Origin of the sequence: Actinacidiphila yeochonensis CN732 (genome assembly GCF_000745345.1) — a bacterium.
Classification (GTDB): domain Bacteria; phylum Actinomycetota; class Actinomycetes; order Streptomycetales; family Streptomycetaceae; genus Actinacidiphila; species Actinacidiphila yeochonensis.
This window is the reverse complement of record NZ_JQNR01000004.1, coordinates 724844-748696: the sequence shown is the minus strand read 5'-3', so window position 1 is coordinate 748696 and position 23853 is coordinate 724844. Positions and strand designations below refer to the sequence as shown.

General features: G+C 74.4%; 14 protein-coding genes and 1 pseudogene. 12 read left to right on the top strand and 3 right to left on the bottom strand.

Annotation, left to right across the window (positions count from 1 at the left end; translation table 11 throughout):
• Window positions 1-10 precede the first annotated feature (10 nt).
• The 9 genes and pseudogenes from BS72_RS09900 to BS72_RS09860 all read left to right on the top strand — a co-directional run bounded on the left by BS72_RS09900 (window position 11) and on the right by BS72_RS09860 (window position 10740).
• A complete protein-coding gene (locus tag BS72_RS09900; RefSeq protein WP_037908749.1) occupies window positions 11-988 on the top strand; it encodes a formylglycine-generating enzyme family protein in 978 nt (325 codons plus the stop codon).
• Window positions 989-1194: 206 nt separating this feature from the next.
• The gene (locus tag BS72_RS09895; RefSeq protein WP_037908746.1) at window positions 1195-2472 is read left to right on the top strand and encodes an ROK family protein; all 1278 of its coding nucleotides are present in this window, start codon (window positions 1195-1197) and stop codon (window positions 2470-2472) included.
• Between the two features lie 123 nt (window positions 2473-2595).
• Complete coding sequence (locus BS72_RS09890) at window positions 2596-3336, top strand: ABC transporter permease (protein WP_078901196.1); 741 nt, start codon at window positions 2596-2598, stop codon at window positions 3334-3336.
• Window positions 3333-4121, top strand: a complete 789-nt coding sequence (locus BS72_RS09885) for an ABC transporter ATP-binding protein (protein ID WP_037908743.1) — start codon at window positions 3333-3335, stop codon at window positions 4119-4121. Before BS72_RS09890 ends, BS72_RS09885 begins: the two co-directional genes overlap by 4 nt.
• A 51-nt stretch (window positions 4122-4172) precedes the next feature.
• Window positions 4173-5198, top strand: a complete 1026-nt coding sequence (locus tag BS72_RS09880) for an aliphatic sulfonate ABC transporter substrate-binding protein (protein WP_037908741.1) — start codon at window positions 4173-4175, stop codon at window positions 5196-5198.
• Window positions 5195-6667, top strand: coding sequence for a sulfatase-like hydrolase/transferase (locus BS72_RS09875; RefSeq protein ID WP_037908738.1), 1473 nt, complete (start codon window positions 5195-5197; stop codon window positions 6665-6667). Before BS72_RS09880 ends, BS72_RS09875 begins: the two co-directional genes overlap by 4 nt.
• A 692-nt stretch (window positions 6668-7359) precedes the next feature.
• Window positions 7360-8390: pseudogene (locus tag BS72_RS09870) on the top strand (DUF1702 family protein).
• On the top strand, window positions 8387-9373 hold the full coding sequence (locus tag BS72_RS09865; protein WP_037908736.1) for a DUF1702 family protein: 987 nt from the start codon (window positions 8387-8389) through the stop codon (window positions 9371-9373). The pseudogene BS72_RS09870 and the gene BS72_RS09865 overlap by 4 nt, the downstream one beginning before the upstream one ends.
• Window positions 9374-9456: 83 nt before the next feature.
• Window positions 9457-10740, top strand: coding sequence for a cytochrome P450 (locus tag BS72_RS09860; RefSeq protein WP_078901282.1), 1284 nt, complete (start codon window positions 9457-9459; stop codon window positions 10738-10740).
• 513 nt (window positions 10741-11253) lie between these two features.
• Here the strand turns inward: BS72_RS09860 and BS72_RS09855 are convergent.
• Genes BS72_RS09855 through BS72_RS09845 form a run of 3 tightly spaced genes read right to left on the bottom strand, consistent with a single transcriptional unit; the run spans window position 11254 to window position 14513 of the window.
• Window positions 11254-12327, bottom strand: a complete 1074-nt coding sequence (locus tag BS72_RS09855) for a carboxymuconolactone decarboxylase family protein (RefSeq protein WP_051950886.1) — start codon at window positions 12325-12327, stop codon at window positions 11254-11256.
• Window positions 12328-12330: 3 nt separating this feature from the next.
• Window positions 12331-13986 (bottom strand): FAD-dependent oxidoreductase, encoded by a 1656-nt coding sequence (locus BS72_RS09850; protein ID WP_037908731.1) that lies wholly within the window; start codon window positions 13984-13986, stop codon window positions 12331-12333.
• The gene (locus BS72_RS09845) at window positions 13983-14513 is read right to left on the bottom strand and encodes a DUF5987 family protein (RefSeq protein ID WP_037908728.1); all 531 of its coding nucleotides are present in this window, start codon (window positions 14511-14513) and stop codon (window positions 13983-13985) included. Before BS72_RS09845 ends, BS72_RS09850 begins: the two co-directional genes overlap by 4 nt.
• 392 nt (window positions 14514-14905) lie before the next feature.
• Between BS72_RS09845 and BS72_RS09840 the strand changes: the two genes are divergently transcribed.
• From BS72_RS09840 to BS72_RS09830, 3 genes are read left to right on the top strand one after another with little or no spacing between them, the layout of a single operon-like run.
• On the top strand, window positions 14906-16864 hold the full coding sequence (locus tag BS72_RS09840) for an ASPIC/UnbV domain-containing protein (RefSeq protein WP_322942179.1): 1959 nt from the start codon (window positions 14906-14908) through the stop codon (window positions 16862-16864).
• A complete protein-coding gene (locus tag BS72_RS37995; protein WP_051950885.1) occupies window positions 16864-17859 on the top strand; it encodes a hypothetical protein in 996 nt (331 codons plus the stop codon). Before BS72_RS09840 ends, BS72_RS37995 begins: the two co-directional genes overlap by 1 nt.
• Window positions 17856-23801, top strand: coding sequence for a type I polyketide synthase (locus BS72_RS09830; protein WP_037908724.1), 5946 nt, complete (start codon window positions 17856-17858; stop codon window positions 23799-23801). The genes BS72_RS37995 and BS72_RS09830 overlap by 4 nt, the downstream gene beginning before the upstream one ends.
• The last annotated feature ends 52 nt before the right edge of the window (window positions 23802-23853 follow it).

The following is a 23853-nucleotide window of genomic DNA, read 5'->3' as shown; positions in this document are numbered from 1 at the left end:
GAAGGACCCGATGAGCGAGAACGAGCCGCACACCCCCTCCTGTTGCGCCCCCAGCCGCGCCTCCTCCGGCGCCCCCGAGCCGCTCGCCCTCGCGGCGCCGCGCACCGCGGGTACCGCGGCCCCGGCCGTGCCCGCCGGGCCGGGGGGTGCGGCGGCCCTGCCCGGAGGAACGTTCCTGATGGGCACCGACGACCCCGAGGGCTTCCCCGCCGACGGGGAGGGCCCCGTGCGGCCGGTGGCCGTGCGGCCGTTCCGGATCGGAGTGCACGCGGTGACCGGCGCGGACTTCGCCGCGTTCGTGGACGCCACCGGGTACACCACCGACGCCGAACGGTTCGGCTGGTCGTACGTCTTCGCCGGCTTCCTGCCCGCCGCCCTGCGCCGCGGCGCGCCGCGCCCCGAGCAGACCCCGTGGTGGTGCGGGGTGCGCGGCGCCACCTGGCGGGCACCCTTCGGGCCGGGCAGCTCCCTGGAGGGGCTGGAGCGGCACCCCGCCGTCCACGTGTCCTGGACGGACGCCGCCGCGTACTGCCGCTGGGCAGGCGGCCGACTGCCCACCGAGGCGGAGTGGGAGTACGCCGCCCGGGGCGGCCTGGAGCAGCGCCGCTACCCGTGGGGGGACGAGCTGACGCCCGGGGGCGAGCACCGCTGCGACATCTGGCAGGGCCGCTTCCCGACCCGCAACACCGCCGAGGACGGCTACGCCGGCACCGCGCCGGTCGACGCCTTCGAGCCCAACGGCTTCGGGCTGTTCAACATGGCCGGCAACGTCTGGGAGTGGTGCGCCGACTGGTGGACCACCGACCACCCGGCCACGCTGCGCGCCAACCCGGCCGGCCCCGCGACCGGGACCTCCCGGGTGATGCGCGGCGGCTCCTACCTGTGCCACAGCTCGTACTGCAACCGCTACCGGGTCGCCGCCCGCACCTCCAACACCCCCGACAGCACCACCGGCAACCTCGGCTTCCGCTGCGTCTGGGACGGCTGAACGGCCGAGCCCGGCAACGCCGTTCGTGAACGCGTGTAACGGCGCTGCGAAGGGATCGATAAACCTTCCCCGGCGCCGTTCCCCGCGCTCAGCCGCCGGCACCCCATCCGACCTGCGCAGACGGGGCCGGTCGGGTCCGGTGGCGCGACGACGGGTTTTTTCCGGGCTGTTGACGAAAAAAACCCGGGCTCCGCATCCTGGTCGGCATGCAGCAACACGACGGTCCTCTGTCCCGGCTGCGCCGCGGGCACGAGGAGTTGGTGCTGGACCTGCTGCGCAGAAACGGTCCGCTCAGCCGCGGCGAGCTGGGCGCCCGGTGCGGCCTGTCCAGGACCACCCTCTACGACATCGTCGGCGTGCTGGTCGCCAACGGCGCTGTGGTCGTGCACGCGCCCGAGGCGACCCGCCGCCGGCGGGGTCGGCCGGTGGAACGCCTCGCCCTCAACCCCGGGGCGGGGCAGGCGATCGGTATCGACTTCGCCCGTCGTGCCGTGCACGTGGCAGCCGTGAACGTCGCCCACGAGGTGGTCGGCACGGCGAGCCACCCGCACGGGCCCGGCCTGCCCCTGGCCGAGCGGATCGGCATCGCCGAACGCCTGGTCGCGGGGCTGGCCGGGGACTCGCTGCGGCTGGCCGCGCTCAGCGCGATCGGCGTCGGCGTCGTCGGTCCGGTCCCGTCCGCGCCAGGAAGGCCCGCGGCGAAGACCGAGTCTGACGACCAGTCAGCCACGTCCGTCGCCCCGGACGCCGACCGGACCGTGACCCCGGACGGCGCCCTGCCGCCGGCCGTACCGGACCGCGAGGCGCTGGCCCGCGAGCTGCGCGGGCTGTTCGGGGTGCCGGTGCTCGTCGACAACAACACCCGCCTGGCGGCCCTGGCCGAGTCCGTGTGGGGCACGGCGGCCGGCGAGCGGGACGTGCTCTACCTGCGGCTGTCGCACGGCGTCGGCGGCGGACTCGTCGTCGACGGCGGGCTGCACCGCGGCGCCCACGGGCTGTCCGGGGAGTTCGGCCACATCACGGTGGACCCGGGCGGACGGCCGTGCGAGTGCGGCGGCACCGGCTGCCTGGAGACCGTCGCCTCGGTGGGCGCGGTACTGGAGGCCCACCGGGCGGCCGGCGGCACCGCCGGGGACATCGCCGAGGTCACCGCGGCGGCAAGGGCGGGCCGCGAGCCGGCCGCCGGGGTGGTGGCGTCGGCCGGGCACCACGTCGGCACCGCGCTGGCGGCGGTCTGCAACGCGGTGGGGCCGGGCGTGGTGGTGATCGGCGGTGAACTCGCCGCCGCAGGCGATGCGTTGACCGTCCCGGTGCGCGAGGCGCTGGCCGCCGGGGTACTGCCGTTCTCCCGCCCGCTGCTCGACCTGCGCCCCGCGGCGCTGGGCGAGGTCGGCGCCGCGCTCGGCGGCATCGCCCTCGTGCTGCACCGCTCGCCGCTGCTGTCGCGTTACCCGCAAGCACCCGACTCCGGAGAAGACCGATGACCGCAGGCAGGACACGATGGACGTAGCCGCCGCCGGCCGGGCGGCCGAGCCGCAGGCGCCGTCAGCCCCCGAGGGCACGCCCGGGACCGGCCGGGGGTCCCGGCGCCGCGCCGCCGCCGCGGGGTGCCCGCGCCGGCGCTCAACGCGGTGTCGCTGGTCGCCGGGGTGGCCCTGTGGGCGCTGCTGGCCGCGCACGGCGTCGGGGACCTGCCCGGGCCGCTGGCGGTGGCCCGGCGCGGCTGGGACATGCTGCGCGACGGGACGCTGGAGGGCGACGTGCTCGCCAGCCTGCGCCGGGTGCTGGCCGGGTTCGCGCTGGGCACGGTGGCCGCCGTCCTGGTCGGGTTCCTGATGGGCTGGTACCCGGTGGCGCGGGCGCTGTGCGAGCCGTGGGTGCAGTTCTTCCGCACCATCCCGCCGCTGGCGCTGATCCCGCTGGCGGTGGTGGTGCTGGGCATCGGCGAGACGCCGAAGATCTTCGTGATCTTCCTGGCGGCGTTCCTGTCCAGCGTGGTCGCCACCCTCCAGGGCGTCGTCGGGGTGGACCGCACCCTGGTGGACGCGGCCCGGGTACTGGGCGCCAAGGACCGGACGATCTTCGTGCGGGTGGTGGTGCCGGCCGCGGCGCCGTTCATCCTCGTCGGCATGCGCATCGGGCTCGGCTCGGCCTGGGCGACGCTGGTCGCCGCGGAGCTGATCGCCGCCCAGGAGGGCCTCGGCTTCCGGATGCAGCACGCCGAGACGTACTACGACCTCGACACCATCTTCGTGGGACTGGTCGCCATCGGCGTGCTGGGCCTGGTCATGGACCGGCTGCTGCTGCTCGCCGAGCGCCGTCTCACCCGCTGGCAGGAGCGGCGATGACCCCCAAGATCTCGTTCCGGGACGTCACCCGGACCCACCTCGTCAAGGGCGGCGTGTTCACCGCCGTGGAGCGGCTGTCACTGGACATCGGCGAGCGCGAGTTCGTCACCGTGGTCGGCCCGTCCGGCTGCGGGAAGAGCACGCTGCTGAACCTGGCCGCCGGGCTCGACACGCCCACCTCCGGCGAGGTGGTGGTGGACGGCAGGCCCGTCACCGGACCCGGCCCGGACCGCGGGGTGATCTTCCAGCAGTACGCGCTCTTCCCGTGGCTGACGGTCCGGCGCAACGTGGAGTTCGGCCTCCGGGTGGCCGGCGTGGGCGGCGCGGAACGGCGGCGCCGGGCGGACGAGGCGATCGCGCTGGTGGGCCTCACCGACTTCGCGGACGCGCTGCCCAAGACCCTCTCCGGCGGTATGAAGCAGCGCTGCGCCATCGCCCGCGCCTACGCCGTCGACCCCGACGTGCTGCTGATGGACGAGCCGTTCGGCGCGCTCGACGCGATGACCCGGGTACAGCTCCAGGACCAGCTGCTGGACACCTGGAGCCGGCAGACCCGCACCGTCGTCTTCGTCACGCACGACGTGGAGGAGGCCGTCTACCTGGCCCGCCGGGTGGTGGTGATGGCCGCACGGCCGGGCCGGGTGCACCGGGTCGTGGACGTCGACCTTCCCTACCCGAGGACCGAACAGACCCGGCTGTCACCGGAGTTCGCCCGGCTGCGCAACGAGGTGTGGAGCGCCGTCCACCACCAGGGTCCGCCCGCCGAGCAGCAGCCTGCCGCCTGAATCCAGGCACCCCGCATCCCCGCCGCTGATCCACCGAAAGGTCCACGCGTCATGTCCGTCTCCCGCCGCACCCTGCTCTCCTCGCTCTCCGTCGCCGCGCTGTCGCTCACCGCTGCCGCGTGCTCCTCGTCCGGCGGTTCGTCCGGCGGTTCGTCCAGCCCATCCGGTTCCGGCGGCTCCGGCGGCGGGACGAGAAAGATCCGCTTCGGCTACATCGCGGACTTCAACGGCTCCAGCCTGCTCGCGATAGCCGACCACCTGGGCCTGTGGAAGAAGGCCGGACTGTCGCCCTCGGTGAAGGTGTTCACCAACGGCCCCATCCAGATCACGGCGTTGGGCGCCGGCGACCTCGACTTCGGCTACATCGGCCCGGGCGCCATGTGGCTGCCGGCCAGCGGCAAGGCGAAGGTGATCGCCATCGACACGCTCACCGACGCCGACCGGGTGATCGCCCAGCCCGGGATCACCTCCCTCGCCCAGCTCAAGGGCCGCAAGGTGGGTGTTCCGGAAGGCACTTCGGGCGAGATGATCCTCAACCTGGCTCTGCAAAAGGCCGGGTTGAGCGAGTCGGACGTCAAGAAGGTGCCGATGGACCCCTCGACGCTGGTGGCCGCGTTCTCCGCCGGGCAGATCGACGGCGCCGGCTTCTACTACCCGCTCATCGACACCATCAAGAAGCGGGTGCCGAAGCTCGTCGAGCTCGCCGCCGACAGCGACTTCCCCGACCACGCCTTCCCCACCGCGTTCGTCTCCGGCCCGAAGACGGACCCGGAGCTCACCGAGAAGGTCGTCTCCGTCCTCGCCCAGGCCAACGACTGGCGCGCGGCCAACAAGGACCAGGCCGTCAAGCTGGCCGCCGGGCTGCTCCAGGTCTCGCAGTCGCAGGCGGCGGCCGACGCCGCGCACGTCCAGCTGCTCACCTCCAGCGACCTGGTGGCGAAGACGAAGGACGGCACGGTGGACACGTGGCTGGACGGACTGGCCCAGTTCTTCGTCGGCTCCGGCCAGTTGAAGAAGGCACCGGCCGCCTCCACCTTCTACGACGGCGCGCTGTTCACCAAGGCGGCCACCCGGTGAACATCCTCTTCCTGATGACGGACCAGCACCGGGTCGACACCCTCGGCGCCTACGGCAACCCGCACGTGGCCACGCCGAACCTCGACCGGCTCGCCGGGTCCGGAACCCGTTTCGACCGCTTCTACACCCCGACCGCGATCTGCACCCCGGCCCGGGCCAGCCTGCTCACCGGCCAGGCCCCGTTCCGGCACCGGCTGCTGGCCAACCACGAGCGCAACGTCGGCTACCTGGAGGACCTGCGCGAGGACGTCTTCACCTTCCCCGAGGCGCTGGCCGAGCGCGGCTACCGCCTCGGGCTGGTCGGCAAGTGGCACGGCGGCACCGAACGCAACGCCGCCTCCTACGGCTTCGAGGGTCCGGACCTGCCGGGCTGGCACAACCCCGTCGACCACCCCGACTACCTGGCCTACCTCGACGAGCGCGGGCTGCCCCCGTACCGGATCAGCGATCCGGTGCGCGGTGTGAGCCCCAACGGCAACCCGGGCAACCTGCTGGCGGCGCGGCTGCACCAGCCCGTCGAGGCGACCTTCGAGCACTACCTCGCCGACCGCGCCATCGAGCAGCTGGAGCGGTACGCGGCCGGCGGCAGCCCCTTCTACCTCGCCACCCACTTCTTCGGCCCGCACCTGCCCTACCTGCTGCCCGACGCCTACTACGACCGCTACGACCCGGACCTGGTGGAGCTGCCGCCCTCGATCGCCGAGACCTTCGAGGGCAAGCCGCCGGTGCAGCGCAACTACAGCGCGCACTGGACGTTCGACACGATGCCGATCGAGACCACCCGCAAGCTCATCGCCGTCTACTGGGGTTACGTCACCCTCATCGACGAGCAGATCGGCCGCATCCTCACCCGGCTCGACGAACTCGGCCTGACCGACGACACGTCGGTGTTCTTCACCGCCGACCACGGCGAGTTCACCGGCGCCCACCGGCTGCACGACAAGGGCCCGGCCATGTACGAGGACATCTACCGCATCCCCGGCATCGTCCGCGTACCAGGACAACCCCCGCAGGTGCGGCAGGAGTTCGCCTCACTCACCGACTGCACCGCCACCATCCTGGAACTGGCCGGCTGCGACCCGGCCCCGGCCGTGGACAGCCGCAGCCTGCTGCCGCTGGTGCGCGGCGAACATCCGCGGTGGCCGCAGGAGTTGCTCGCCGAGTTCCACGGGCACCACTTCCCGTACCCGCAGCGGATGATCCGCGACGACCGCTACAAGCTCGTCGTCAATCCGGAGTCGGTCAACGAGCTCTACGACCTGGACGCCGACCCGCACGAGTTGGCCAACCGCTACCGGCACCCGGAGATGCGCCAGGTCCGCGACCGCCTCACCCGCCGCCTGTACGACCTGCTGCGCGAGCGGGGCGACAACTTCTACCACTGGATGACGCCCATGTACGACATCGGCGCCCTCGACCACGACCCGACCCTCAGCTCCTTCGAACCGGCGGCCTCCCCGCCGGCCTGACCCTCCCGCGGCGCCCTCCCGCAGCACCCCGCCCCGGCGGTCCGGCGCGACCCGGTCAGCGGATCAGCGGGTCAGCGGGAGGACGGCCGGGCCGCCGTCGCGTCGGGGCGGCCGCGGCGACTTCCGTCCGAGGGCTGACGTCCCTGAGCGCCGACTGCGCCGCGAGGCCCCCGCCTCGACCGCCGGTTGCCCTGCTTCGAGGGCGGGTTGAGGCGCCCGTCCGCCGCCCCGCTCGCCCCCTGCCCGGCCGCACGCGGACGGCCCGGCAACGTGGGAGGCGATCGGCGGGCCCGACGCGGCTAGGCTCGCCCCGGGGCCGCGCCGGAGCAGCGCCGGCCCCGCCGCCGTTCCGGCAACGGAGGAGGTGCGGACCGCCGCCCCAGAGGGCACCATGAGGCGCTGACGGCAGGCGCGGCAACCCGGCCCCGCACCCGCGTCGGTCGGCGGTGCCCGTCCGGACCGCACCACGCACGCCAACCGCACGTGACAGCACGGCAGCACGGCAGCACGGCGTACCGCCCGTCCGACTGCCGGGACCGGCAGAGGCACCACCGCACCAGGTACCGCGCACCACCACGTCCGGCAGGGCGCGACCGCAGCACCATGCGAACCCGAACCGGCGTGGACGTCCGGCCGTTCGACCGCGTACCACCGCCCGTACCGCACCGCGACGCACCGTACGACGGAGGGACATGCCCACTCTTCTCGGTTCCTTGCGCAGCGCCGTCCTGGCCCCCACGCTCGCCGACGTCGGCTTCGCCGGGCGCGGCTTCCCGGGCCGCGACTCCCCCGGCGCGGACCACCTGGAGGCCGTCCCGCAGTCGGTGGTGGTCGGGTTCGAATGGGGCATCGCCTCGCCCGGCAACGCCGAGCTCGAACGCCGGCTGGACATGGTGGTCCCGGAGCTGCGCGGCTTCGCCTACGAGGGCGCCACCATGGCGCTCACCATCCGGGACACGATCTCCGGGAGCCGCACCCGCGAGCTGCTGCTCGGCCCGGGGCGGCCGCACGTCTTCCTGGCCTACATCGGCATCGGCTTCGCCATGGCCCGGCTGCCGCGCCCGCTGTGGCCGAAGGTCCTCCCGGACCTGGCGCCCATCCCTTACCACCCGGTGATGAGCTGGCTCGCCGTCGACGGCTACGGCTTCGACCGCGCGTACTTCGACACCCGCCGGTGGATCGACGAGCAGCGCCTCCCCCGGCCCTACCCCTGGGCCGGCTGCCCCGACTACTTCCCGCGCGCCTTCGACCAGGGCGTGGGCAGGGCCCTGTGGTTCATCCACGGCGGCGTCCCGGAGAACGTGGCCGCGGCCGTCGAGCGGTTCGCCGAGGACCGCCGGCCCGACCTGTGGAGCGGCGTCGGCCTGGCCGCGACCTTCGCCGGGGCTGCACCCCGGGCGACATGGCGGCGCTGGCCGACGCGGCCGGACCGCACCGCGCCGAGGCCGGCCTCGGAGCGGTCTTCGCGACCAAGGCCCGCCACACCTCCGCGTGCGTGCCGGACTGGACCGGGCACGCGCTGAGCGCCCTGGCCGGCCTGTCCGTCGAGGACGCGGTGGCGCTGGCCGACCGTACCGAGGTGCCGGCCGACGCCCCGGGGCCGCTCCCCCCGTACGAGCAGTGGCGCCGCCGCATCCACGCGGCCCTGGCCGAAGACGCCGGGAGCGCGGAGCGCGCCGAGGGCGCAGAGCACCAGCCGACCGAGCTGAGGAGTTCCCCATGAGCGCAACCCGTGCCTGGCCGGCGCTGCGGCGCCGGGTCCTGACCCCCGGCATCTCGAACACGCTGCTGTCGGTCCGCGGCTTCCACGAGAAGACGCCGGAGAGCCGGGAGATGCTGGAGACCGTCGGCGCCATGTTCCTGACCGGCTACGGCCACGCCGCCGAGGCGGGGTCGTCGGAGGAGGCGCGCGAGCGGCTGGAGCAGATCCCCGAGCGGTTCCGCGGCTTCGCCTACGAGGGCGCGGCCATGGGCTTCGCGGTGCGTGACGGGCTGCCGCTGGGCGGCCGCGGCCACACCGCGGCGTTCGTGGACGGTCCGGCCCGCCACCACTCGTACATGGCCTATGTCGGGGTGGGGTGGGCGATGGCCCGGCTGCCGCGGTTCCGCTGGCGGACCCTGTACGCGCCCGACCCGCTGCTGCGCTGGCTGGTGCTGGACGGCTACGGCTTCCACCAGGCGTACTTCCGCACCGAGCAGTACGTGCACCGGCAGTTCCAGGAGCCGGAGTTCCCGTGGCCGGCCGACGGCCCGCTCTGGTACGCCCAGCGCGCCATCGACCAGGGCATCGGACGGGCCCTGTGGTTCGTCGCGGGCACCGATCCCGAGCGCGCCGCCGACCTGGTGGACGCGTTCCCGGCCTCCCGGCGGTCCGACCTGTACAGCGGGGTGGGCCTGGCAGCCACCTACGCGGGCGGCGCGGACGCGGACGAGTTGAAGGCACTGCTGGTACGCAGCGGCGAGTACCGCTCGGACCTGGCCCAGGGCGCGGTGTTCGCCGCGACGGCCCGCGAGGAGGCCGGCCTGCTCGTCCCGCACAACCGGCTGGCCACGGAGGTGCTGCTGGGCACCACCCCGGAGGCCGTCGCCGAGCTGAGCCGCCGCACCCGGCCGGACGTGGCGGGCGACGGGCGGGAGCCGGCGTACGAGACGTGGCGGCGGCGGATCGCGGCCGAGTTCCCCGTCACACCGGACACCCTGTCGTGAGCGCGGCCACCACCGCCGCGCCGGGAGCGGCCCGGCGGGTTCCCGGACCCGGCCGGGGCGCCGCGCCGGTGCTGCTGGTGCGGATGATGCGGAACCGGCTCTCGGTCCTCGCCCGGGCCTCGGCCGAGTACGGGGACGCCGTCCGGGTGCCGCTGGGGCCGAAGACCCTGTACCTGTTCAACCACCCCGAGCACGCCAAGCACGTGCTCGCCGACAACGCCGCCGCCTACCACAAGGGCATCGGCCAGGTGCACGCCCGACGGGTCATGGGCGACGGCCTGCTCACCAGCGAGGGCGAGACGTGGCGGCGGCAGCGCCGGACGATCCAGCCGGTCTTCCAACCCAAGCGGATCGCCAAGCAGTTCGAGACCATCGCCGCCGAGGCCACCGCGTTCGTGGCGACGCTGCGGGCGGCGGGCGCGAACGGGCCGGTCAACGTCAGCGAGCAGCTGACCGCGCTGACCCTGGGCGTCCTCGGCCGCACCCTGCTGGACGCGGACCTCAGCGCCTTCGAGTCGATCGGGGAGTCGTTCGCGGCCGTCCAGGACCAGGCGATGTTCGAGATGATGTCGCTGAGCGCCGTCCCCATGTGGCTGCCGCTGCCCGGTCAGATCCGCTTCCGCCGGGCCCAGCGCGACCTCACCCGGGTGGTGGACCAGCTCGCCGCCGACCGCGTCGCCCGCCCCGGCGGTGCGCGGGACGACGTCGTCTCCCGGCTGGTCGACGCCAACGCCCAGCAGCCCGACCCCGTGGCCGGCAGCCGGCGGATGCGCGACGAGCTGGTCACCCTGCTGCTGGCCGGCCACGAGACCACCGCCTCCACGCTCACCTGGGCCTTCGAGCTGCTGGACCGCCACCCGGACGTGTGGCACCGGATGCACGAGGAGGCGGTCGCCGTCCTCGGCGACCAGCCCAGGTACGAGGACCTGCACCGGCTGACGTACACCTCGATGGTGGTCGAGGAGACCATGCGGCTGAACCCGCCGGTCTGGCTGCTCCCCCGGGTCGCCCAGGAGCCGGACGTGATCGGCGGCTACGGGGTGCCCGCCGGCGCCGACGTCGTCGTCAGCCCCTACCTGCTGCACCGGCACCCGGACTACTGGAAGGAGCCCGAGCGCTTCGACCCCGAGCGGTTCGCCCCGGGCCGCTCCACGGGCCGCGAGCGGTACAGCTACATCCCGTTCGGCGCCGGGCCGCGCTACTGCGTCGGCTCCAGCCTCGGCCTCATGGAGGCGGTGGTGGTGCTGGCGACGGTGGCCCGGGAGCTGCGGCTGGAGACCGTGCCGGGCTACCGGGTGCGCGCCGAGCCGATGCTGACGCTGCGGGTGCGCGGCGGCCTGCCGATGACGGTCCGCGAGGCCGGCTGAGCCGCCGGGCCGGAGCACCGGCGGCGGTTCAGGGGGCCGCCGCCGGAGCAGCGGCCCGGCGCGTGACACGGGTGGTGCCGGACACGGTCGACGTGTCCGGCACCACCCGTGTGTGCTCACGCGAGCCGGTCGAGGAAGCCGGAGAGCGCGGTGTGCGGGGCTTCGGGCCGCCCCAGGCACAGGTCGTGGCCGGTGCCGGGGACGCTCAGGACCGTCGCGGTGGGCCGCTGCCGAAGCAGCTCGGCTGCTTCCCGCTCGGGGATGATGCCGGACCGGGCCGGAGATCGGCGGCCTCAACCGTGCGTTGGCCGCAGGGGAGTTACTGGGTGACCGTGTTCCCGGCGGAAGCGCCGTCCGTCGCGCCACCCGTCGCACCGCCCGTCCCACCACCCCTCGCACCGCCCGCCACCCGTCCCGCCGCGCGCCGGACCGGTGCGCCCCGGTACGCGGGTCGGCGTACGAGCGCGCCCGGCCCGGGGGAGCCGGGCCGGGCGCGTCGGGCGGGGATCGGGGTCAGCCGACCGGTGGCGTGCGGGTGGCCTCGCGGTCCGCCATCGCCCGGCCCACCCGGCGGGCCGCCGCCATGGCGGCCCAGGAGGCCACCCCGAGGACGGCCTCGTCGCCGGGGTGATCCGCCCGGACGTCGGCGAGGGTGGTGGCGTCCACCTGGTAGGAGGCGAGTGCGGTGAGCAGGGCCAGCCGGCCCGCCGCGCGCTCCTCCTCGGGCAGTCCGGCCGTCGCCTCGGCGACCCAACTCCGGCTGAGGCCGGGGCCGGAGCCGTCCCAGGCGGCCAGCCGCCGCGTCACGAGCGCGCGTACGCGGTCCGGCACCCACCGCATGCCCGCCTCCTCCATCGCCGCCGCGGCGCGGGCGAACGCCCCGGCCAGGGCCGGGGTGTCCGCCCAGGCGAGGTCGCCCGGCAGCTCCGCCGCCGGCAGCAGCTCCAGGTACTCCCCGGGGCCGCCCGTCCGGCGGGCCCCCGAGCGGATGATCCGCGCGAGGACCGGCCCGACCACCGCGAGCGCCCCCGAGGGGGCTCCGGGCGGCATCGGGGCCTCCCCGAGGAACACGTTGACGACGCGGTTGAGGTAGTGGAACAGCACCACCACCGCGATGAGTTCGCCGGCCTGCCCGGCCGGGACCGGCCACCCGGCCCCGTCCTGGCCGTCCAGCCCGCCCTCCGCGGCCACGTCCTGGGCGGACCGGGTCCAGTCCGCCCAGGCTTCGAGCGCGCCGGTCGCCGCGGGGGCGGCCTGCAGCGCACGGAGCATCGCGCCGTGGACGGTGACGCAGTACGGGCAGGTGTTGGTCCGGGACACCGCCGTGGCGACGGTCTCCTTGACCGTACGGCCCGCGGTGCCCGGGATCAGCAGCGCCTCACGCAGTACCAGCCAGCTCGCCGCCATCAGCGGCGCGACCGGGGAGTGCAGCGCGACCGGGGGTGCGACGACGCCGAACTCCCGCTCCATGGCGCGGTACACCTGCGCGACCTGCCCGGTGGCGTCCTGCGGGCGGACCGGGGTGAGGTGCAGGATCTGCCCGAGCGAGGACCCGCGCAGCGCGGCGCGCAGCGGGTGCGCCGCCACCGGTCAGCGCTCCGTCAGCGCGGCGGCCCGAGCCATGGTGGCGCGCCGGGTGCTGGTCTCGCCCTCCGGGGTGGGGGCGCCGTAGCGGACGTCGACACCGCGCTCCCGGGCGGCCTTGACGATGCCGGGGATCGCCCGTTCGGCGAGCGCGGCGATGGTGAAGGCGGGGTTGACGGTCAGCGCGCCCGGGACGGCGGAGCCGTCGGTGACGAAGATGCCGGCGTGGCCGCGCAGTTCGTGCCGGTCGTCGAGGGCCGAGGTGTCCGGGTCGTCACCGATCCGGCAGGAGGCGAGCGGGTGGACGGTGTAGGCGCCGACCAGGTCGTTGGTCCACGGGGTGACCTCGGCCAGGCCGTCGCGCTCGAAGATCTCGCGGGCGGCGGCGTCCGAGAGCTCCCAGCCGCGCTGGGTGTTGGGGGTGGGCCGGTAGCTGAGGTTGCCGAACCCGAGCAGCTGCTGCGACAGCCGGACCGAGTTGCCGGTGGGCGGCGGCGGCCCGAAGACGCCCTCGTTGTCGTCCTCGGACATGGTGAACATGGTCAGCCAGGACTGCCAGCGGCGCAGCATCTCCTTCTTCTCCACGCCGAACCACGACGGCCCGGTCGGGTTCTTGACCTGGGCCAGGATGGTGCCCAGCCCCGGCGGGAAGTAGAGCTGCTCCAGGGAGAAGCGCTCGTACTCCGGCAGTGAGCCGTCCAGCCGGTCCCAGGTGGCCACGGTGGGGCCCTTGCCGATCTGCATGGCGCGGTAGGCGGAGCCGTCCGGGCGGCTCAGGCCGAGCAGTTCGGCCACCTTGTCCTCGTTCAGCACGGCGGTGTTGAGGCGTTCGCCGTTGCCGGAGAAGTAGCGGCCCACCGCGTGCGGCATGGTGCCGAGTTCGGCTTCGGAGCGCTGGAGGATGACCGGGGTGGCGCCGGCGCCGGCGGCCAGCACGACGATCTTGGCGTCGATGACGCCCTCGTCGCCCAGGACGCGGTAGTCGGTGTCGTCGACGGTGCGGTAGTGCACGCGGTAGGAGCCGTCGTCGAGGCGGGAGATCCGCTGCACCTCGTGCAGCGGGCGGATCTCGGCGCCGTGCGAGAGCGCCGCCGGAAGGTAGTTGAGCAGCAGTGAGCGCTTCGCGTCGAAGCGGCACCCGGCCATCATCCAGTTGCAGTTGACGCACAGGGACTGGTCGATGGCGGCGGGCACCGGGTTGGCGGTGTGGCCGGCCCGGGCGCACGCCGCGCCGAACAGGCCGCCGGCGTAGGTGGCGTCGTTCCAGTCGGTGCGGGTCACCGGAAGCGACTCGGCGACCCGGTCGTACCAGGGGTCGAGCGCGTCCCGGTCGACCGCGGCCGGCCACATCCGGCGGCCGATGCTGCCGTGGCGCTCGAAGACGAAGCGGGGCGCACGGGGCAGCGCGGCGAAGTAGACGACGCTGCCGCCGCCGACGCAGTTGCCGCCGAGCACGCCCATGCCGTCGCCGATGACGAAGTCGAAGATCCGCGAGGAGGAGGAGCCGAACTTGAAGTCGTGCTCGAACTCCTCGCCGGCGAGCCAGGGCCCGCGCTCCAGGACGACGACCTTCGCGCCGCCGGCGGCCAGGTGGTATGCGGTGATGGAGCCGCCGAAGCCGCTGCCGACGACAAGGACGTCCGTGCTCTCGGTCGCGCTCACGCAAGGCTCCCGGTGGAGTTGGTGTCGGGGTGGGAGGGTGCCAGCTCCCTGCGGTAGGAGTGGTCGGCGAAGCGCCACAGGCCGTCGGCGTCGGGTTGGGCGAAGCCCAGGGTCTTCAGGCCCACGTGGCCGTCCCTGACCGCGTCGGCCGTGTGCAGGTGGGGGGCGCTGTCGAAGGCCATCGTGGAGAAGATGGCCAGACCCACCCAGAGGGCCTGCTCGGGGTGGCCCAGCGCCGTCAACTCACGTACGAGGGCGATGCGTTCGTCGGCCTCCAGCGCCACGAAGGCGGGCACCGACGGGTCCTCGGGCAGGCCGTGCGCGTCGCGGTGGCGGACGGCGTGGCCGTTGAGGGCGGTGGCGAGGTCGTCGAGCGCGGGGGCGAGCCCGCCCTCGGGGCCCTCCAGCAGGGTGACCGCGCCGGCCTCCACGGCCCCGCCGTCGTGCGAGAGCCCGGCGACGGCGCGGTCCTGCGGCCACCGCTTCGCGCCGGGGATGATGGTGTCCGCGTACGCCTCCAGCGTCATCGTCCGGTCGTCCTGTGCCGCCGGTCCTTCGGCGGCCTCCCGTGTCTGCGCTGTTTCCGGATGCAACGGTTCCTCCTCTTCGCCTCCCGGTGGGCGTGCGCCGCCTTCCCGGGAATCCGTGAATCCGTGTGTGGCACCGGAGCGCCATCATCCGAACACCGCGCGGCATTCAGCACCTTTTTCCTTGCGCATTTCTCCGCCGCCGAATCCGTGTAGGGGAACGGCAATACGAGAGGTGCCGAAACGGCGCGCGGAATACATCCTCGGAAAGGTTCGGACTCACTTCGCAGCAACTTCGGAGACTGGAGAGCGCAGTGTCGGTAGGTGAGCGACTTCGCCGCTCGGTTCCCGCAGCGGTGACGATGGTGGTGCTGGTCATCCTATTCTCCGCGGTGAGGATCTCGGTCGCCGCGCCGGACGGCAGCAAGACGGCCGCCCGGTACGGGTTCAAAGAGATGCCCATCGCCATGCCGCCCGGGTACGACAACCAGCACATGAACACCGTGCGGACCGTGAATCCCGCTTACGAGCAGATCCGTTCGTGGATCTCGTCGGTGGGCGCCGGAATCGCCATCAACGACGTCACCGGGCACGGCCTGGCGGACGGCATGTGCATCGTGGACACCCGCACCAACGACGTGGTGGTGACGTACACCCCCACCGCCCGCGCACGTGACAGGTTCACCCCGTTCGTCCTCAACGCCGCGCCGCTCCCGGTCGACGACACCATGGCGCCGACCGGCTGCACGCCCGGGGACTTCAACGGGGACGGCCGCAACGACTTCCTGGTGACCTACTGGGGCCGCACCCCGGTGCTGTTCCTGGCCAAGTCCTCCGCGACCACCGTGGCGAACGCCTCGTACCAGCCGGTCGAGGTGGTGCCGTCGCAGACCGTGGACGGCAAGTACCACGGCCCGCGGTGGAACACCGACGCCGCGTACGTGGGCGACCTCGACGGCAGCGGCCACCCGTCCATCGTCATCGGGAACTACTTCCCCGACTCCGACGTGCTCGATCCCAACGGCATCGACAACGTGGTGATGAACAACACCCTCTCCTCCGCCAAGAACGCCGGCGGCGACCACGTGCTGCGCTGGACCGGCGCCACCACGGGCAGCCGTCCGACGGCGTCGTTCGCCGAGGAGGAGAAGGCCATCCCGTACGCGGCGTCGTCCGGGTGGACGCTCGCCATCGCCGGCGGCGACCTCACCGGCGGCGGCCTGCCCGACCTGTACATCGCCAACGACTTCGGCCACGACCACCTGCTGTACAACACCTCGACGCCGGGCAAGATCAGGTTCTCCGAGGCGACCGGCAAGCGCACGCCGACCACGCCGAAGTCCTTCGTCCTCGGCAAGGACTCCTTCAAGGGCATGGGCGTCGACTTCGCCGACCTCGACCACAACGGCAGCTTCGACATGATGGTCAGCAACATCGACGCGGCCTGGGGCCTGGAGGAGAGCAACTTCGCCTGGATGAACCAGACGAAGAGCGGCGCCGAGATGAAGAAGGACCTGGCGGACGGCGTCGCCCCCTTCACCCAGAAGGCGCAGGCCGAGGGTGTGGCCTGGACCGGTTGGTCCTGGGACGTCAAGACCGGCGACTTCCTCAACGACGGCAACCTGGACATCATCCAGGCCGACGGGTTCGTGAAGGGCACCACCGACCGCTGGAACTGGCTGCAGGAGATGGCCATGACCAACGACGACCTGCTCGGCAACCCGAAGATGTGGCCCAAGGTGCAGCCCGGTGACGACGTCTCCGGTGACGACGCGCTCGCCTTCTACGCCCGGACCGGCTCCGGCACCAACGGCAAGTACGCCAACATCAGCTCCAAGGTGGGCCTGGCGGTGAAGACCCCGACCCGCGCCATCGCCACCGGTGACACCACGGGGACCGGCGCGCTGGACTTCGCGGTGGCCCGCCAGTGGGGCCCGCCGGCCTTCTACGCCAACACCGCCGCAGACCGCGGCGACTACCTGGACCTGAACCTGTACCGGCCGATCGACTCCGGCCAGGCGGCCTCGGAACCCGGCATGGACTCCGGCATGGGCACGAGCACGGACCCGGTCCGCTCCGGGCTGTGCAACCTCGGCTCGCCCGCCTACGACGCGACCGTCCGGATCACCACCCCGTCCGGCACCCAGGTCTCCCAGCTGGACGGCGGCGGCGGCCACGGCGGCTACCGCAGCTTCGGCGTGCACTTCGGCCTCGGGTCCTACATGGGTCCGGTCAGCGCCCAGATCCAGTGGCGGGACACCAACGGGGCGCTGCACCAGCAGACGCTCCAGCTGAAGCCGGGCACCCACTCCCTCATGCTGTCCACTGACGCCCGAGAGGTCACCAGCTGATGACCACCACACTCCACGACCAGCCGGCCGGACTGCGGCAGCCACCCGTTCCGGCCAAGGCCAAGCCCGACCCCCGCTACCTGGCGCTGCGCAACTTCGCCATCTCGATCAGCGTGCTCAACGCCTTCGGCTACACCATGCTGGGCTTCGAGCAGCCCTGGATATGGCCGTTCATCGCGGTGGGCTGCGGCTACGCGACGGAGCTCTTCCTGGAGATCGTCAGCGGCTGGGCGCACCGCCGGCCACCGCGCTTCCTCGGCCGCGGGGCGCGCGGCGTCTACGAGTTCCTGCTGCCGGCGCACATCACCGCCCTGGCGGTGAACATGCTGCTCTACACCAACAACCAGCTCCTGGCGGTCGTCTTCGGCGTCGTCGTCGGCGTGGGCGGCAAGCACGCCTTCCAGGCGCCGGTCGCGGGCCGCATGCGGCACTTCATGAACCCGTCGAACTTCGGGATCACGGTCTCCCTGCTGTGCTTCGGCTCCTGGCTGAGCATCGCGCCGCCGTACCAGTTCACGGAGAACGCCAACACCTACTTCCGGGTGATGATCCCGCTGGTCATCATGACCGCCGGCACCGTCATCAACGGCCTGCTGACGAAGCGCACCCCGCTGATCGTCGGCTGGCTGGGGACGTTCTTCATCCAGGCCGTCGTCCGGCACGCGATCTGGGGCGTGGCCCTGTTCTCCGCTCTCGGCCCGATGACCGGGGTGGCGTTCGTGCTGTTCACCAACTACATGATCTCGGACCCGGGGACCACCCCTTCCAAGGCGCGCAACCAGTTCGCCTTCGGCTCCTCCGTCGCCCTCGTCTACGCGGTGCTCATGGAGTTCAACGTGGTGTACACCCTCTTCTTCGCCACCAGCCTGGTCTGCCTGCTGCGCGGCCTCGGCTGGTGGACGGCACACCTGATCGGCCGCCGCCGGGCGCGCCGCGAGGCGGAAGGGCTCGGCGGCGGTGCCAAGCCCGCGACGGACGGGGCGGTGGCCGCGTGAGCACTCAGCGCATCGCCGTCGTCGGGGTCGCCTGCCGATACCCGGACGCCGACTCCCCCGACGAGTTCTGGCGCAACATCCTCGCCGGCCGCCGCGCCTTCCGCCGCATGCCGGAGGAGCGCACCAGCCTCGACGACTACTACGCCGCGGACCCGGCCGCACCCGACCGGTTCAACACGCTCAAGGCCGCCGTGCTGGAGGGGTTCTCCTTCGACCGGGTGAAGTACCGGGTGGCCGGCAGCACCTTCCGCTCCACCGACATGACGCACTGGCTGGCGCTGGACACCGCCGCACGGGCGCTGGAGGACGCCGGCTTCCCCGGCGGCGAGGGCCTGCCCCGGCGCAGCACCGGCGTGGTCGTCGGCAACAGCCTGGCCGGCGAGTTCACCCGGGCCGGCCTGACCCGGCTGCGCTGGCCCTACGTGCGCCGCACGGTCAGCGCGGCGCTGCGCGAGCAGGGCTGGGACGACGCCGCGCTGGCCGCGTTCCTGCCGCAGCTGGAGGAGCGCTTCAAGGAGCCGTTCCCGGCGCCGAACGAGGACACCCTGGCCGGCGGCCTGGCCAACACCATCGCCGGCCGGATCTGCAACCACTTCGACCTCAACGGCGGCGGCTACACCGTCGACGGCGCCTGCTCCTCCTCGCTGCTGTCCGTGGCGACCGCCTGCAACGCCCTGGCCGGCGGGGCGGTCGACGCCGCGCTGGCCGGCGGCGTCGACCTGAGCCTCGACCCGTTCGAGCTGATCGGCTTCGCCAAGACCGGCGCTCTGGCCACGGAGGAGATGCGCGTCTACGACCGCCGCTCGCACGGCTTCTGGCCCGGTGAGGGCTGCGGGATGCTGGTGCTGATGCGGGACGAGGACGCTGTCGCCGAGGGCCGGTTCCGCTACGCCACCATCGCCGGCTGGGGCATGTCCTCCGACGGCCGGGGCGGCATCACCCGGCCGGAGGCCGAAGGGCACCGGCTGGCGCTGCGCCGGGCCTACGGGATGGCCGGCTTCGGCTTCGACTCCGTCCGCTACCTCGAAGGGCACGGCACCGGCACCGCGGTGGGCGACGCCACCGAGCTGCGGGCGCTGTCGGAGGAGCGGCGTGCGACCGGACCGGACGCCGGACCGGCCGCGATCAGCTCGGTGAAGGCCAACATCGGCCACACCAAGGCCGCGGCCGGTGTCGCCGGCCTGATCAAGGCGATCCTGGCGGTGCGCCACCAGGTCATCCCGCCGGCCACCGGCGGCCTGCAGCCGCACCCGGAGCTGACCGGCCCGGACCGCGCGCTGCGGCTGGCGGAGTCGGCCGAGCTGTGGCCGGCCGGCGAGCCGATCCGGGCCGGCGTGTCGGCCATGGGCTTCGGCGGCATCAACGCCCACGTGGTGGTGGAGCACGCCGACGGGGTGCGCAAGACGTCCGTCGGCAAGGTCACCCGCGCCCTGGTGCGCTCGCGCCAGGACACCGAGGTGCTGCTGCTGGACGCGGCGAGCCCCGAGGAGCTGCGCGAGCGCGCGGAGTCCGCGGCGGCGCTGTGCGACCGGCTGTCGCTGGCCGAGCTGGCGGACCTGGCGGCCTCGCTCCAGCAGGAGCTCGCCGGACGGCCGGTGCGCGCCGCGGTCGTGGCGGCCACGCCGGAGGCGGCCGCCACCCGGCTGCGGGCGCTGTCCGCGCTGGTGGCCGGCGGGGCCCGTTCGGCCCTGGACCCGGTCGGCGGGGTGTTCCTCGGCAGCGGTTCGGCCCGGCCGCGGATCGGCTTCCTCTTCCCGGGCCAGGGCACGGGGCGCAGCGCTGACGGGGGTGCGCTGCGCCGCCGCTTCGAGACCGTCGACGCGCTCTACGGCTCGCTGCGGATGCCCGCCGGGGAGGACCTCGTGGCGACCGCGGTGGCGCAGCCCCGGATCGTCGCCTCCTCCGCGGCGGGGCTGCGGATGCTGGAGCTGCTCGGCATCGAGGCGGCCGGCGCCGCCGGGCACAGCCTGGGCGAGCTGACGGCGCTGCACTGGGCCGGCGCGATGGACGAGGAGGCGCTGCTGCGCACGGCCGCCGACCGGGGCCGGCTCATGGCCCAGGAGAGCGCCGGCGGCGGCGCGATGGCGGGCGTCGCGGCGGACTCGGACACCGTCCGGGCGCTGCTGGACGGCGAGCCGGTGGTGATCGCCGGCTACAACAGCCCGGCGCAGACCGTGGTGAGCGGACCGGCCGAGGCCGTGGACCGGGTGTGCGCCCGGGCCGCGGGCCAGGGCCTGGTGACGACCCGGCTGGCGGTCTCGCACGCCTTCCACTCCCCGGCGGTCGCCCCGGCCTCGACGGCGTTGCGCGCCCACCTGGACGGCACCGCCTTCGGCGCCCTGGAACGGCGGGTGTTCTCCACCGTCACCGGCGGCACGATCCCCGACGGCACGGCCGTCCCGGACCTGCTGGCCCGCCAGATGGTGGAGCCGGTCCGGTTCACCGAGGCGGTGTCCGGGCTCGCCGACGAGGTCGACCTGCTGCTGGAGGTCGGTCCTGGGCGGGTGCTGAGCGGTCTGGCCAGGGAGATCGCGCCGGCGCTGCCGGCCATCTCGCTGGACACCGACTCCGACTCGCTGGCCGGGCTGCTCAACGCGGTCGCGGCGGCCTTCGCGCTGGGCGCGCCGGTGCGCCACGCGGCCCTGTTCGAGGGCCGGTTCACCCGGCCGATGCCGCTGGACCGGACGTTCTCCTTCCTGGAGAACCCGTGCGAGTCGGCGCCCCGGGACACCGTGGCGGCGCTCCCGGCCGGGCCGGGGACGGCGCCGGTGCCGCGTCCCGCGCCGCTGCAGGCGCCCGTGCCGTCGTCCGTGCCCGCGCCGCGGAGCGCGGTGGCGGACACCGCGGGCGAGAGCACGGCGCCCGACGGGGAGAGCACCGTGGACCTGCTGCGGCGGCTCGCGGCCGAGCGGGCGGAGCTGCCGCTCGACGCCGTCACCCCCGACAGCAACCCCGTCGACGAACTGCACCTCAGCTCGATCACCGTCGGCCAGATCGTCAACCAGGCGGTGCGCGAACTGGGCCTGTCGGCGCCGGTGGCCACCACCGCGTACGCCACGTCCACGCTGACGGAGCTGGCCGCGATGCTCGACGAACTCGGCGAGACGGCCGGGGACGACGACGCCTCCCGGGCCGGTGTCGCCGGGGTGGGGCCGTGGGTGCGGGCCTTCTCCGTGGACCTGGTCCCGGCGGAGCCGGAGCCGGCGGCGGCCGTCGCCGGCCCGGGCGGGGAGTGGGAGCTGTTCACCGGCGGGGAGCACCCGCTGGCCGAGGAGCTGCGCCGGGCGCTCGGCCGGGCCGGCCTCGGCGGCGGCGTGCTGCTGTTCCTGCCCCGGGACTGCGACGAGCGGCACGTCGGCGTGATGCTGGCCGCCGCCCGGGCCGCGCTGGGGCGGATCGCCCCGGAGGGCACCCGGTTCGTCGTGGTCGGCGACCGGCGCGGCGCGGCGGGGCTGGCCAAGTCCCTGCACCTGGAGGCGCCGTCGGTGGCGACGACGGTGGTCGTCGTGCCGCTGCCGGCCGCGCCGCCGGACCCCGGCTGGGCCGCGGCGCTCGCCGAGCGGATCACCGCCGACGTGGCGGCCACCGCCGGCTTCAGCGAGGTCCACTACGACGCGGCCGGCGGCCGCGCCGTACCGGTGCTGCGCCCGCTGCCGGTGGCCGCGCGCGAGGGCGCGCGGGCGCTCGGCCCGGACGACGTGCTGCTGGTGACCGGCGGCGGCAAGGGCATCACCGCGGAGTGCGCCCTGTCGCTGGCCCGCGGCACCGGCGCGGCGGTCGCGCTGCTGGGCCGCTCCGACCCGGCCGAGGACGCCGAACTCGCCGCGAACCTGGACCGGATGACCGCGGCCGGGCTGCGCTTCCGCTACCTGCGGGCCGACGTCACCGCCGCGGACGCCGTCAAGGCGGCCGTGGAGGAGGTCAAGGCGCACTTCGGGCCGGTCACCGCCGTCCTGCACGGCGCGGGCCGCAACCAGCCGCACGCGCTGACCGCACTGGACGAGGGGGCGTTCCGCGCCACGCTCGCCCCGAAGATCGGCGGTCTGGAGGCGGTGCTGGCCGCCGCGGACCCGGCCGCCCTGCGGCTGCTGGTGACGTTCGGCAGCATCATCGGCCGGGCCGGCCTGCGCGGCGAGGCCGACTACTCCGTCGCCAACGACTGGCTCACCGACCTGACCCTCCGCACCCAGGAGGAGTTCCCGGGGCTGCGCTGCCTGGCCCTGGAGTGGTCGGTGTGGTCCGGCGCCGGCATGGGCGAGCGGCTCGGGGTGCTGGAGTCGCTGATGCGGGAGGGCATCTCGCCGATCCCCGCCGACCAGGGCATCGCGTTCCTGGAGCAGCTGCTGTGCGACCCGTCGGTGCCCACCAGCACGGTGGTCATGGGCCGCGCCGAGGGGCTCCCCACCATCACCCTGGAGCAGCGGGAGCTGCCCCTGCGCCGCTTCACCGAGCGGGTGCGGGTGCACTACCCGGAGGTGGAGCTGGTGGCCGACGCCGACCTCAGCGCCGCGTCCGACCCGTACCTCGCCGACCACCTGCTCGACGGCGACCTGCTCTTCCCGGCCGTCATCGGCATGGAGGCGATGGCCCAGGCCGGCGAGGCGCTGCTGCCCGGACGCGGCACGCCGGTGCTGGAGGACATGGAGTTCGTCCGGCCGATCGTCGTCCCCGTGGACGGGTCGACCACCGTACGGGTCGCGGTCCTCGCCGAGGACGGCGGCACGGTGCGGGCGGTGGTCCGCAGCAGCGAGACCGCCTTCCAGGCCGACCACTTCCGCGCCGTGCTGCGGTACGGCGCGGCGACGGACGAGCCGGCGACGGCGGCGGACGGGACGGCGGCGGAGGGGGGCCGGGTGCCGGTGGACCCGGCGACGCAGCTGTACGGCCCGGTCCTCTTCCAGGGCGCCCGGTTCCAGCGCCTGCTGGGGTACCGGGCGCTGGAGGCGAAGGGCTGCACCGCGGAGATCTCCACCCGGCCGTCGGCCCCGTGGTTCAGCGGCTACCTGCCGGCCGGCCTGGTGCTGGCCGACCCCGGCACCCGGGACGCGCTGATGCACTCGCTCCAGTCCTGCGTCCCGGACGCCACCCTGCTGCCCTCGGCGGTGGACCGGCTGACCCTGGCCGATCCCGAGCGGGCCGCGGCGGCCGAGCAGGTCCTGCTGCGGGCCCGCGAGCGCAGCCGCGACGGCGACTCCTACGTGTACGACCTGGACGTCCTCGACCCCGAGGGGCGGCCGCTCGAACGCTGGGAGGGGCTGCGGCTCCAGGCCGTCCGCAAGCAGGACGGCAGCGGCCCGTGGGTGCCGGCCCTGCTCGGGCCGTTCCTCGAACGCCGCACGCCGGTGGTGCTGCCGGCCGAACTGCGGTGCGCCGTCCACCCGGACGGCGCGGCGGACGGGACCCCGGACGGCCCGGGGGACGCGTCCGGCGGCGGCACGGCGTCGCGGCGCGGAGCCACCGAGCGGGCGCTGCGGGTGGCCCTCGGCGACCCGGCGGCCGTCGTCCGGTACCGCCCGGACGGCCGCCCGGAGGTGGACGGGGCGCTCACCGTCTCGGCCTCCCACGGCGCGGGCGTGACGCTCGCGGTGGCCGGCGCCGGCCGGGTCGCGTGCGACGTGGAGCCGGCCGCCCACCGCTCCGACCGGGACTGGGCGGGCCTGCTCGGGGCCGACGGCCTGGCCCTGGCCCGGCTGCTGGCGGCCGAGCGCGGTGAGGACCTCTCCCTCGCCGCGACCCGGGTGTGGGGCGCCGTGGAGTGCCTGCGCAAGGCCGGCGAGGCCCGTGCGGACCTCGCGCTCGGCGGTGCCGCCGACACCGGCCCGGACAGCGGCGGATGGGTGCTGCTGCGCTCCGGGAACGCGCGGATCGCCACCTTCGCGACGGCCCTGAACGGCGTCGCGGAGCCGGTGGTCCTCAGCCTGATGGCGGCGGCCGACCGCTGAACGCCGCGGCGCGGGTGCCGGGCCGGGAGGCCCGGCACCCGCGCCGCTCCCC